This window comes from Gluconobacter aidae (genome assembly GCF_009547075.1).
GTDB lineage: Bacteria > Pseudomonadota > Alphaproteobacteria > Acetobacterales > Acetobacteraceae > Gluconobacter > Gluconobacter aidae.
In genome coordinates, this window is the sequence record NZ_WIPH01000003.1 from 78,003 (window position 1) to 89,767 (window position 11,765).

Sequence of the window (11,765 nt, forward strand, 5' to 3'; positions counted from 1 at the left end):
CAGGAGCGATCTCCATGCCCGCCATCACACTCCCCGACGGAAGCGTCCGCACATTCGACGGGACGGTGACGGGCACGACGATCGCCGCTTCCATCGGACCGGGTCTCGCCAAGGCCGCCATGGCGATGGAAGTGGACGGCAGGCCCGTCGATATCGGCACCGAAATCAGCAGCGATGCGTCCGTGAAGTTCATCACCCGCAAGGATGAGGACGCGCTGGAAATGATCCGCCATGACGCGGCGCATGTTCTGGCCGAGGCCGTGCAGTCCCTGTGGCCTGAAACGCAGGTCACGATCGGGCCGAGCATCAAGGACGGGTTCTATTACGATTTCTCCCGCGAGAAGCCGTTCACCCCGGAAGATTTCCCGGCCATCGAAGAGAAAATGCGCGAGATCGTGGCGGCCAATACGCCGTTCGTCCGTGAGGTCTGGGACCGTGACGAGGCCATCCGCTTCTTTGAAGAAAAGGGCGAGGACTTCAAGGCACAGCTCATTCAGGACCTGCCGGAAGACGAGCAGATCTCGATCTACCGTCAGGGCGAGTGGCTCGATCTGTGCCGCGGCCCGCATCTGCGCACCACCGGCGATGTCGGCACGGCGTTCAAGCTGATGCGCGTGGCCGGGGCCTACTGGCGTGGCGACCATCGCAACCCCATGCTGACCCGCATCTACGGTACTGCCTGGCGTGACAAGAAGGAGCTGGACGCCCATCTCCTGCGTCTTGAAGAAGCCGAGAAGCGCGATCATCGCCGCATCGGGCGCGAGATGGATCTCTTCCACATTCAGGAAGAAGCCGTCGGGCAGATCTTCTGGCACCGCAAGGGCTGGCGCCTCTACACGGTCCTTCAGGACTACATGCGCCGCGCGCAGGAGCGGAATGGCTACGAGGAAGTCCGCACCCCGCAGCTCGTGGACCGTGCGCTCTGGGAAGCTTCGGGCCACTGGGACAAGTATCGCGAGAACATGTTCATCGCGACCGTCGAGGACGAAGACAAGACCCTCGCACTCAAGCCCATGAACTGCCCGTGCCATGTGCAGATCTTCCGTCATGGCCTGCGCTCCTATCGTGAACTGCCGCTGCGGATGGCGGAGTTCGGCGCATGTCACCGTTACGAGCCGTCGGGCGCGCTGCACGGCATCATGCGTGTGCGCGGCTTCACGCAGGACGACGCCCATATTTTCTGCACGGATGACCAGATCGCGGACGAGACCGCGAAGTTCGTGAAGATGCTGGCCGAAGTTTATACGGATCTCGGATTCGAGAGCTTCCGCGTGAAATTCTCGGACCGTCCGGAAACGCGGGCAGGCTCGGACGAAGTCTGGGACCGGGCGGAAGGCTCGCTCAAGAAGGCCTGCGAGATCGCGGGCGTTGAGTACGAGTACAATCCGGGCGAAGGCGCGTTCTACGGTCCGAAGCTCGAATTCGTGCTGACCGATGCCATCGGCCGTGACTGGCAGTGCGGCACGCTTCAGGTGGATTACGTTCTGCCGGAGCGTCTGGATGCGTCCTATATCGGCGAGGACAGCAACCGTCATCGCCCGGTCATGCTGCATCGCGCGATTCTCGGCAGTTTCGAGCGCTTCATCGGCATCCTGATCGAGCAGTATGCCGGCAAGTTCCCGCTCTGGCTGGCGCCGACGCAGGTTGTCGTGGCGTCCATCGTCTCCGATGCCGGCGATTATGCCAACGAAGTGGCGGCGACGCTCAAGGCTGCGGGACTCCAGGTGGAGACCGACACCCGCAGCGACAAGATCAACGCCAAGATCCGCGAACACAGCCTAGCGCGCGTTCCGGTCATCCTTGTGGTGGGTCGTCGCGAAGCCGAGGAGCGCAAGGTCGCCATGCGGCGTCTGGGCGGCGCGGCGCAGGAGATCCTGTCCCTCGACGACGCCGTTGCGGCCCTTAAGAAAGAGGCTCAGGCCCCTGACATCGCGCGCTTTGCAAAGGATTGAACGTAATCCCCTTGCACCGGGCGTAAGGCAGGACTATGTGCTGAAGGAACGGGATCGGGAATGGCCGTATCCCGCCTTTCTTCGTGAAGGCGGATGCTGGCTACCGGACCCGAACGAAACTGATGACAGGAGCTGACCATAGCTAGACCGCCGATGCAGGCCGCGCCCACCCGTGAAGGACCGCGCGTCAACGAGGAAATCCGTGTTCCGCAGGTTCGTCTGATTGACGAAGAAGGCGAAATGCAGGGCGTAATGACGACCCGGGATGCCCTGATGCGCGCTTTTTCGGTGGGTCTCGACCTTCTGGAAATCAGCCCGACCGCTGTTCCTCCTGTCGTGAAGATTCTCGACTACGGCAAGTTCAAGTATGAGCAGCAGAAGAAGAAGAACGAAGCCCGCAAGAAGCAGAAGGTCATTGAGATCAAGGAAGTGAAGGTCCGTCCGGGTACGGGCGAGCATGACTTCCAGACCAAGCTCAAGGCCATTCACAGCTTTCTTGACGAAGGCGACAAGGTCAAGATTTCCCTGCGCTTCAAGGGCCGCGAAATGGCCCATCAGGAGCTTGGCATCAAGATGCTTGAGCGTATCCGGCAGGAAGTCGAGGAAAAGGCGAAGGTGGAGCAGATGCCCCGTCTTGAAAACCGCCAGATGCTGATGGTGATCGCACCCCGCTAAGAGGCGCTTTCAGCCCGCAAATAAAAACCGGCCGCCCTTTTGGGGATCGGCCGGTTTTTTTATGGCTTGGCCTTCAGGCAGCCTCGGCTTCGAGATTCGTCCGATAGAGCGCGACGAACTGCCGCAGCATGTCCGCGATCTCGGCGACCGGGGTTTTCCAGTCCCCCGAACGGGGCTGGCGGAAGATCCGCATGCTCGGATACCAGGGCGTCGTCGTAGCGGTTTCGCCCCAGCGCCAGCAGGCATCGCTGCGTGAGATCATCCAGACCGGCAGACCGAGTCCGCCAGCCAGATGGACAATGGACGTATCGACACTGATAAGCAGGTCCACGCCGTAAAGCCGGGCGGCCGTATCAGCAAAATCCGCGATCCCGTCCGTTATGTCGATCACAGGCAGGCCCGTTTCGGCAATCTGGTTTTTGGGCATGCCGAGCTGGAAACTGACGAAACGGATGCCGTCCACTTTCATCAGGGGCGCGAGTTTCTCCAGAGGCACGCTCCGCCGGCGATCGACCTGTGTGGCAACAGGATCATGCGTCCGGGGGTCGCCGTTCCAGACAAGGCCGACAATCAGATCGGGCTGCGCCATGTTTTCCGTCAGGCTCTGGCGAAGCGCCCCCCCTTCCCTGATCTGCTCTTCGGCGGGAACGGACAGGTACGGACAGCCGGGCGCTGTGGACGGCGTCATCTTCAGGCGGAATGGCAGGCCGACCATCGGGCAGTGCAGGTCCAGACGCAGCGAGGGATCGAGCACCGAGACGATCTGATCGATCCCCTCCACCCGTTCCAGAAGCCTGACCAGCGGGATGGGGGCCTGAACCACGACCGTGGCCCCGCGCTCCTTGAGGAGGGGCGCGAAGCGGATGAACTGGAGTGTATCGCCGTAACCCTGTTCGTGATGAACCAGAATGGTCTTGCCGCTCAGGTCTTCCCCTTCCCACTGCGGGACAGAGAGGTCTGTGCGCGGGGTCTGGCAGCAGCGCCAGCGCCATTCATATTCCCGCCATCCGGCGTCGAAATTTCCGGTTTTCAGGAGGCTGACAGCGCGTCCGAAACGACAGACACCGTTTTCGGGCGCCAGCGCGATGGCCCTGTCATAATATGGCAGGGACTCCTCGCTTCGGCCCAGGCACTGGAGGGCATGGGCAATATTGTTGATGGCCGGGACATGGTCGGGGAAAAGGGCATTACCAGCCGCGGCATTCTCAAGAGCGTCGTCAAACAGCCCTCCGCGGGCCTGGACCAGACTGAGATCGACGTAATAGGGGGCTTCCGAAGGCTTTTGCTGGATCGCCACCTTCAGTGCCCTTTCCGCGCCATCCAGATCACCGGCTTCCAGACAGACGATGCCCAGACGGTGCCAGATCCTCGGGGCATGCACATTCAGATGCAGACTCTGGAGATAGAAGCATCGCGCCTGTGGCCAGTCCCGGAAACGTTCATAAAGACAGCCCGCCAGAAACGTGGAATGCGGATCCTGAGGCAGGGTCTGGGTACCTTCATGCAGCTTTTCGAGCGCAGACGGGATATCACCCGCATCACCAAGAGCGAGAATATCCTGCGCCAGCAAACGGAACGAATTGGGCATGAAGGCTCCTTTTTTTTCCATCTTAGCGGCCGCCTCCTAAGAAACCCTTAAAATCCTCTGTTTTCCTGTTCCGATATGGTTTCAATTCTCAGCTTGCGGATCACCGGCAAGCAGGGGTTCACGGCGACAGTTCGGCCTGCACGAAGACATTAACGCGCAGGGTCTGTTCGTCCGGACTGCGCTGGGGCGGCGCGGAATCGGCCATACGGGCCGCCATGAGCATCACGGGGCGAGGTCCCGGTTCCTGATAGGAAATGCGGACTTCCTTCAGGCGTGCAAGGCGCAGGCCCAGGGTCTGCGCGCTCTGTTCGGCCTGTGGGCGGACCTTTTTGAGGGCTTCCGTGCGGGCTTCATGAAGCAGGCGGTCGCGGGTGGCATCGTCGAGCGACCAGTCAAGACCTTCCAGCATCAGGGACTGTGACTGAAGCTGCCCGGCCAGACCGAGAAGCCGCACGGAATCCTGTCCGCTGAGTTCAAGCTCCTGCCGGGCCGTCCAGCTTTTGGGGCCATGTTCAGGCGTGTTTTCATAGATGGAGTACCCCCCCGCCTTCGCCACGATTCCATCCTGACCGCCCGCCAGCTTCATCGCGGCAGCCATCCGGGTGTTCACGTCCTTCTGGGCCGCAGCGGCGGACGGGCTGTCGGAGCGGACGGAAAGGCGGACCGTCAGCTCCGTTGGGATCGCATGGGCCTGCCCCATGACGCTGAAATCGAGCTGGGTCGTATTCTGCTGCATGTCGGCTGCCTGTGCGGTGGAAAATACGCCTGTTCCGGACAGGACGAGGGGAGAAAAGGCCAGAGCAGCCACCAGAAGTGGAACAGGCCGGGTCAGGGAAAAACGGATCATCGGATCTTCCTGGTGACAGGGGTCGGGAACGTCCGAAATGCCGTCAGCGCGGTTCCGGAGCGTGTTTCAGCAGGACTAACGCCCGGCGCAGGCGTTCGATCCCCGCGCGGACATGGCCCTGCGTGCACAGAAGATCTCCCTGCGCGCGCAGATGGCGGGCGTCTTCCATGATCCCCAGAGGAATGGCTGCGGGAGGAGCGGCCAGCCGGGTGTCCACGTTTTTGCGCAGTCGACCGCAGTATTCCGCGTTTTCGGACGTCACCGGGATGGCATCGTCCGAATATCCCGGCGGCTGGTGCTGCACGGGCCGCAAAGCGGGTGATGCGGCCAGACAGCCGAGCAGACAGAAGGCCGGAAGAACGGTCAGTGAAGGCAGGGAGAAGCGCATCATGGATTGTATAGCCCATTCCAGCTAAGCGCAGGGTGGGGCGTGGATGAAACTTCCGTCATCCCTTTTTTGATACGGCGGGAACGACCGGAAGCAGGAGGGTCGCGGTCAGGCCAGGTTGCCCGGCTTTCAGTAGCAGCGAACCGCCATGCAGGCTCATGACCGCCTGGACCAGCGACAGACCCAGTCCGGCTCCTGGTGTGTTGCGTGCCGTTTCCGCACGGAAGAACCGTTCGGAAGCGCGGCTCAGGTCCTCCTCGCTCATGCCGGGCCCTTGATCCGCGACCGTGATAGCCAGACGCTCACCCTCCATTGCCACTGAAAGAGTGATGGTGGTTCCGGGGAGAGCGAACTTGATGGCGTTGTCCAGCAGATTCGCAACGGCCTGTTGCAGCAGATGCGGATCGCCATTCACCGGCTGCACCGTTCCCGCCCTGAAGTCCAGTCGCAGTCCCGCATCCTCGACGGAAGCCTCGTAGAGCTCGCTCACCCCTTCCAGCAGGGGACGCAGGTCCAGAATCGTGAAGGCGGCCCGTCTGGCCCCGGCTTCGAGCTGCGCGATTCGCAGGAGAGCCTCGAAAATCGACGTCACCCGGTCGAGATCCATGACCGCGCGATCGATGGCGGCGTGAAGCTCCTCGGCAGACGTGGCGGTGCGGTTGGCGTCTTCAAGACGGGCACGGGCGCGGGCGATCGGGGTGCGCAGGTCGTGGGCGATGGCGTTGGAGACCTGCTTGACGCCATCCATCAGGCGGTTGATTCGCTCGAGCATGGTGTTGACGGTCTGGCCTACCAGATCCGTCTCGTTGCCAGTCAGCGGGATGCGCTGGCTCAGATCGCCCTGCGCCACCGCCGCCGTGGTACGGGCGATGGAACGGACGACCTGCCGGAAAATCCTGCGGATCGCCAGCGCGCCGCCTGCCGCCAGCATCGACACCATGATCCATGCCCAGATCAGCGTATCGGTCAGGACGTGCCGGACGAGCTGTCGCCCGCGGACGTCACGCCCGACGATCATCCGGAAACCCTGCGTCAGGGGATAAGCGTGCATCTTGGCGTTGGTGCGGAAACCGTCGCGCTTGATGGCCAGTTCGTAAAACGTGTCCAGCCGGGTGATGACGACGGGCCAGCCCGGCAGGTTTCCGGCGAATTTGCGACCGTCCGGACCAACCAGAAGATACAGTTCGTCGTCATCGACGTTCTGATCCAGCCGGTCCTGAATGGCGAGACTGAGCGCGGAAGGGCCGCCCTGCGCCCAGCGATGGGAGAGGTCGGCGGCATCGACCTGCACCGCGATCTCGACCTGACTGTCGAGCTGGCCGGTTGTGTTCCACCAGATGAAGGACAGGAACGCCCCGGCCGAAATCACGAAGACGAGGCCGTAAGCCAGGGCGAAGTTCAGCCCGGCCGAGCGGATGGGCCAGCGCAGGCGCCGTTTCAGGAACAGTCCGAGACGGCGGACCTTACGCCGGAACATCAGGTTTCAGTCCGCCCGCAGGATATAACCGGCATTGCGGATCGTGTGGATCATGGGCTTGTCGAACGGCTTGTCCACCTTCTGGCGCAGGCGCGAGACATGCACATCGATCACGTTGGTCTGCGGGTCGAAATGATAGTCCCACACCCGCTCGAGCAGCATGGTGCGGGTCACGACCTGTCCGGCATGGCGGATCAGGAACTCCAGCAGACGGAACTCGCGCGGCTGAAGGTCGATCTTTTCGCCGCCGCGTTTGACGGTGCGAGACAAGAGATCCATCTCCAGATCGCCAACCACAAGCCGCGTCTGCGGCGCACTTTCGGGACGGCCCCGACGGCCCAGTGCCTCCACACGCGCAAGAAGTTCGGAAAAAGCGAAGGGCTTGGTCATGTAATCGTCACCGCCGGCCTTGAGGCCCGCGACGCGCTCGTCCACATCCGCCAGCGCCGAGAGCAGCAGGACGGGCGTTGCATTCTTCTGCCCGCGCAGGGTTTCCAGAATCCGCAACCCGTCGATGCCGCCCGGCAGCATCCGGTCCAGGATCACGACGTCATAATTCTCGCTGACGGCCAGAAACAGGCCGTCCTTGCCGTTATCCGCCTCATCGACGACGTGCCCGGCTTCTCGGAGGCCCTTGAGCACGAAAGCACGGACAGTCGGATCGTCCTCGACCAGCAGGATACGCATCGTTGTCTCTTTCCCTTCCGAACGCAGTCTCGCCGTTCTTGTGCGAAAGAATACCGGCTTGAAGGGCGCCGTCAAACGCCGTTGTTACAGAACGGGCCGCCTAGCGGGGAATTGCGTTGTCAAACGCGTCCTGCTGCGCATCACGCAGGGATGACGCGCTGATCGGGCCCCATGAGAACGGGGAGGCCTCCGAAAGGCCGTCGCGATAGCCGCTCTGGCCCTGTGAGGGCCGCGCAGGACTGCATCCGGCCAAAGTGCCCAGCAGAAGAACACCACACAGGCCAAGGCGGATCATTGCGCCGGGAAGCAGCTCAGTCATCCGCATCCTGCGGACGCGGGCCGATATGGATGGGCAACATCAGGGTTTTTTTGCCGCGCTGGATCCGGAAACTCAGAACCACGCCCGGACGGGCCGCCGCGATACTGCGCAGGAGCATCCGCGCACTGGTAACGGGCACATTGTCCACCTGCGTTACGATGTCTCCGCGTCGCAGACCACCCTTCTGTCCCGGGCCACCGTTATCGACGCCGGCGATACCGATATCGGTATCGCTGTCATCAAGTGTGATGCCGAGCCAGCCATGTTCGGCATGGCCGGTCGCCTCGATTTCCGCGACGATCGGGGCCACGATTTCGGACGGAATCCCGAACCCGATCCCCACAGACCCGCCCGCAGGCGTCACGATGGCGGCATTCACGGCCACGACCTGCCCGCGCATGTTGAAAGCCGGTCCGCCCGAATTTCCCGGATTGATCGGGGCGTCGAGCTGGATGAAGTCGTCGAGCGAACCAATTCCCAGATCGCGCCCGACCGCCGAGACGATGCCAGCCGTAACGGACGATCCGAACCCGAACGGATTGCCCGCGACGAGAATCCAGTCCCCGATATCGGTCTGCTGGCTGTCGCCCCACGTAACATGCGGAAGTGGCTCGGGACTATCGACCTTGATGACGGCGATATCCGTCAGCGGATCGGCCCCCAAAAGCCGCGCCGGCATTTCATGCCCGTTGGAGAGCGAGACCACGACCTTGTCCGCGCCACCCACGACATGGCGGTTCGTGACGATGATCCCGGAGGGATCGACGATGAAGCCTGATCCGGCGCCGACCATTTCTTCCTGCTGGCGCTTCATGCGGTCCCGGTAACGCTTTTCGAGCGGGGTGCCGCGGATCTGGGGCGGGATATGGTCGTGGCCGTCCGGGCTGTTCTGGGTGATGGCGATGTTGACGACGGCCGGGATCACCTGCCGCACCAGCGGGGCGAAGCTCAGCGGGCCGTATTTGACCAGAAGTGGCGGCAGAGCGGGAGCGGGTGCCGGCACCACAGCAGGCTGTGTCGGAATGCCATGCGCGTCCGTGTTCTCCCCCGCGACCGTGCGGTCGGGGATGATGGTCGGGAGTATTTTCGGCGCGAGAGCCCGCACGACCGCCGGTTTCTGCCGCTGTTCCACCGGATGTACAACGCCCTGCGGACTGTTGCCATGGCCGCGCAGGGCCAGCATCAGCCCCACCGTCACGACAGTGGCCGTTCCGGCACCGATCGCAGCAGCCTGCAGGGTGCGGTTCATGGGAAACAGGACAGGAACATCGTCATATCAAAACTGCTAACACAGAATTGTTCCACATCCCAAGATCCTGACGATTCACGGTTTGGGACCGTGTTTCGAGCGCGCTTTCGGCGGCTCTGCCGTTGCGGGGTCCTCGGGCCAGTCATGGCGGGGATAGCGGCCCCGCATGTCCCGGCGCATATCGGCCCAGCTCCCCTTCCAGAACCCTTCCAGATCCGCCGTGATCGCCTGCGGACGCCCGGCGGGAGACAGAAGCGCGCATTGCAGGGCCAACTGTCCATCCGCGAGTTCGGGCGTCCGGGCCGTGCCGTAAAAGGCCTGCGCGCGGGCGGAAACCGTAGGAACCGCGCCGGTATAGTCGATATCGTGCGTGCTGGCCTTCAGCGTGAGGCGCGGCGGGAGTTTACGGTCCAGTGCGGCCAGATCGGCATAGTCCAGACGGGCACGGAGAATGGACAGCAGGTCCAGCGCCCGCACCTGCGAGAGCCGGTCACATCCCGCAAGATAAGGTTCCAGCCATTCCAGAGACGCGGCCAGCCCGTCATCGGACAGGTCCGGCAGATGCGGCGCATAGGTCGCGCGGGCATGGGCCACGCGGGCCTGAAACTGACGTCCGGCCTCCGTCCATGTCAGGGCCTGTGCCGGAGTCGCGGCGATCTGCTGCAAGAGAAGATCCTGAGCCTCCTCGGGACTGATCTCGCCATTGCGGTCACGCAGGACCAGCGCGCCCAGACGGAGCCTGCGACGGGCGATGATGCGGCCGGATGTCCCGTCCAGCGTCGTCTCGACCTGCTCACGGGTCCGGTCCAGAAGGGTTCGGGGCAGGTTTTCGGCATCCAGCGGGGCTGCGAGCGTGATTTCCGTTGAGGTGCGGGTGTGAAACGCCGCCCCCGCCAGCAGTTTCTCGCGGGCCAGTGGATCATTGGCCGAAACGCGGGCACTTCCCCCGCCTGCCAGACGGAAACGCCCGAACTCACCCGCCGCCTGCGCCACCCGATCCGGAAAACCGGCGGCCAGCAGCGCGCCCGCATGATCCGGCAGCGGGATGAGCGGCACGTCCCGCTCTCCCATCCGGCGCAGGAAGCGTTTGGCGGACTGACGCATATGGAACAGGCTGGCCCGGTCCGCGCGCGGGTCGTCGCGCTCGAACAGGGCGAAGCGAACGCGGATATCGGCTCCTGACGCGGGGCCGGAAGGGCGGTTCGGACGCGGACGGAGCGGATCACGCTCTTCCAGAAGCGCTGCCAGACAGGCCGCCGTCACGCGCTCCGGCAGGGTCCGGGCCGCGCACAGCATCGCGGCCAGACGCGGATGCGTGCCGAGGGACGCCATGCGTTTGCCAAGCGCCGTAATGCGGTTGGCGTCATCCAGTGCGCCAAGTTCCCGCAGCAGTTCGCGCCCGCCCGTCAGAACGCCGGAAGGCGGCGTGTCCAGCAGCGGCAGACTGTCCGGAGCCGTGCCCATCACTTCCTGCCAGGCGGCGGTGACGAGCGCGAAATCCGTCAGATCGGCCACGAGAATTTCCGGCGCGTCCTGCGGGCGCAGGCTGCGCTGCGTCATCTCCGACCACAGGCGGATGGCAATGCCCTGAGACTGCCGCCCCGCACGACCCGCGCGCTGGGTGGCGGTGGCGCGGGAAATCTTCAGCGTTTCCAGCCGCGACAGGCCCGTATTCGGGTCAAGCCGCGGCGCACGGCGCAGACCACCATCCACGACAATCCGCACGCCCGAAACCGTGACGGACGTCTCGGCAATGGATGTCGCCAGCACGACGCGGCGCGTGTCGGACGGCGCGATGGCGCGGTCCTGATCCTCGGTCGTCTGTTCGCCATGCAGCGGGAAGACCGGAACCGTGCCATCCAGCAACGCCTGCGTGCGGCGGATTTCGCCGACGCCGGGCAGGAAAGCGAGGATATCGCCGTCTTCTTCCGCCAGCGCCTGACGGATCGCGCGGGCGCAGGCTTCCGGCAGATCCCGCAGATGGGGAATGTCGCGGGTATGGCGGATGTCGATCGGGAACTGGCGGCCTTCGCTTTCGATCAGCGGGGCGTTCATCAGCGTCGTGAACGCACGGCCATCCGGTGTGGCGGACATGGCCAGAATCCGCAGATCAGGCCGCATTTCACGCTGCATGTCCAGACAGAACGCCAGCGCCGCGTCCAGATCCAGCGAGCGTTCATGCACTTCATCGAACAGCACCGCGCCCACGCCATCCAGCAACGGATCGGTCAGCAGGCGACGCAGGAGCAGCCCTTCGGTCACGACTTCGATGCGCGTTCTGGCGGACATTGCGGAATCGGTGCGCGTGCGGAACCCCACAATGCCGCCCGGCTTCTCACCCAGTGACGACGCCATGCGCGAGGCCGCCCCACGAACCGCCACGCGACGCGGCTCCACGAGAATCAGGCGCTGCGTCCCGAGCCACGGCGCGTCCAGAAGCGCGAGCGGCGTCAGCGTCGTCTTGCCCGCACCCGGAGGGGCGACGAGAACGGCGTTGGGCTGCGTCTGCAACGTCGCCAGAAGCTCCGGCAGAATCGCCGTAACAGGAAGTTCGGGAGGAAGAATAAAGGTCAGAACGCAGCC

10 protein-coding genes are annotated in these 11,765 nt (G+C 63.7%); 2 read left to right on the forward strand and 8 right to left on the reverse strand.

Annotated features, from left to right (window positions below):
- Positions 1-14 precede the first annotated feature (14 nt).
- Both thrS and infC read left to right on the forward strand, forming a co-directional pair.
- A complete protein-coding gene (thrS, locus tag GFJ39_RS02575; protein WP_153429519.1) occupies positions 15-1,952 on the forward strand; it encodes a threonine--tRNA ligase in 1,938 nt (645 codons plus the stop codon).
- A gap of 153 nt (positions 1,953-2,105) precedes the next feature.
- Entirely contained in the window at positions 2,106-2,627 is a 522-nt protein-coding gene (gene infC, locus GFJ39_RS02580) for a translation initiation factor IF-3 (RefSeq protein ID WP_011252394.1), read from the forward strand.
- A gap of 73 nt (positions 2,628-2,700) precedes the next feature.
- Here the strand turns inward: infC and GFJ39_RS02585 are convergent, their stop codons facing one another.
- The 8 genes from GFJ39_RS02585 to hrpB form a co-directional block, all read right to left on the reverse strand.
- Positions 2,701-4,215 (reverse strand): tetratricopeptide repeat protein, encoded by a 1,515-nt coding sequence (locus GFJ39_RS02585; protein ID WP_153429520.1) that lies wholly within the window; start codon positions 4,213-4,215, stop codon positions 2,701-2,703.
- A 118-nt stretch (positions 4,216-4,333) separates the two neighbouring features.
- Positions 4,334-5,062 (reverse strand): SIMPL domain-containing protein, encoded by a 729-nt coding sequence (locus tag GFJ39_RS02590; RefSeq protein WP_153429523.1) that lies wholly within the window; start codon positions 5,060-5,062, stop codon positions 4,334-4,336.
- A gap of 43 nt (positions 5,063-5,105) precedes the next feature.
- A complete protein-coding gene (locus tag GFJ39_RS02595) occupies positions 5,106-5,453 on the reverse strand; it encodes a hypothetical protein (RefSeq protein ID WP_228391749.1) in 348 nt (115 codons plus the stop codon).
- A 55-nt stretch (positions 5,454-5,508) separates the two neighbouring features.
- On the reverse strand, positions 5,509-6,927 hold the full coding sequence (locus tag GFJ39_RS02600) for a sensor histidine kinase (protein ID WP_153429525.1): 1,419 nt from the start codon (positions 6,925-6,927) through the stop codon (positions 5,509-5,511).
- 6 nt (positions 6,928-6,933) lie between these two features.
- Entirely contained in the window at positions 6,934-7,614 is a 681-nt protein-coding gene (locus GFJ39_RS02605) for a winged helix-turn-helix domain-containing protein (RefSeq protein ID WP_011252400.1), read from the reverse strand.
- Between the two features lie 100 nt (positions 7,615-7,714).
- A complete protein-coding gene (locus GFJ39_RS02610) occupies positions 7,715-7,933 on the reverse strand; it encodes a hypothetical protein (protein ID WP_153429527.1) in 219 nt (72 codons plus the stop codon).
- Complete coding sequence (locus GFJ39_RS02615) at positions 7,926-9,182, reverse strand: S1C family serine protease (protein ID WP_153429529.1); 1,257 nt, start codon at positions 9,180-9,182, stop codon at positions 7,926-7,928. The genes GFJ39_RS02610 and GFJ39_RS02615 overlap by 8 nt, the downstream gene beginning before the upstream one ends.
- Positions 9,183-9,257: 75 nt before the next feature.
- Positions 9,258-11,756 (reverse strand): ATP-dependent helicase HrpB, encoded by a 2,499-nt coding sequence (gene hrpB, locus GFJ39_RS02620; RefSeq protein WP_153429531.1) that lies wholly within the window; start codon positions 11,754-11,756, stop codon positions 9,258-9,260.
- Between the last annotated feature and the right edge of the window lie 9 nt (positions 11,757-11,765).

Bases quoted from the DNA above. Each gene is read 5' to 3' on its own strand.
- thrS (WP_153429519.1), top strand. From the start codon at position 15: ATGCCCGCCATCACACTCCCCGACGGAAGCGTCCGCACATTCGACGGG.
- infC (WP_011252394.1), top strand. From the start codon at position 2,106: ATGCAGGCCGCGCCCACCCGTGAAGGACCGCGCGTCAACGAGGAAATC.
- GFJ39_RS02585 (WP_153429520.1), bottom strand. From the start codon at position 4,215: ATGCCCAATTCGTTCCGTTTGCTGGCGCAGGATATTCTCGCTCTTGGT.
- GFJ39_RS02590 (WP_153429523.1), bottom strand. From the start codon at position 5,062: ATGATCCGTTTTTCCCTGACCCGGCCTGTTCCACTTCTGGTGGCTGCT.
- GFJ39_RS02595 (WP_228391749.1), bottom strand. From the start codon at position 5,453: ATGATGCGCTTCTCCCTGCCTTCACTGACCGTTCTTCCGGCCTTCTGT.
- GFJ39_RS02600 (WP_153429525.1), bottom strand. From the start codon at position 6,927: ATGTTCCGGCGTAAGGTCCGCCGTCTCGGACTGTTCCTGAAACGGCGC.
- GFJ39_RS02605 (WP_011252400.1), bottom strand. From the start codon at position 7,614: ATGCGTATCCTGCTGGTCGAGGACGATCCGACTGTCCGTGCTTTCGTG.
- GFJ39_RS02610 (WP_153429527.1), bottom strand. From the start codon at position 7,933: ATGACTGAGCTGCTTCCCGGCGCAATGATCCGCCTTGGCCTGTGTGGT.
- GFJ39_RS02615 (WP_153429529.1), bottom strand. From the start codon at position 9,182: ATGAACCGCACCCTGCAGGCTGCTGCGATCGGTGCCGGAACGGCCACT.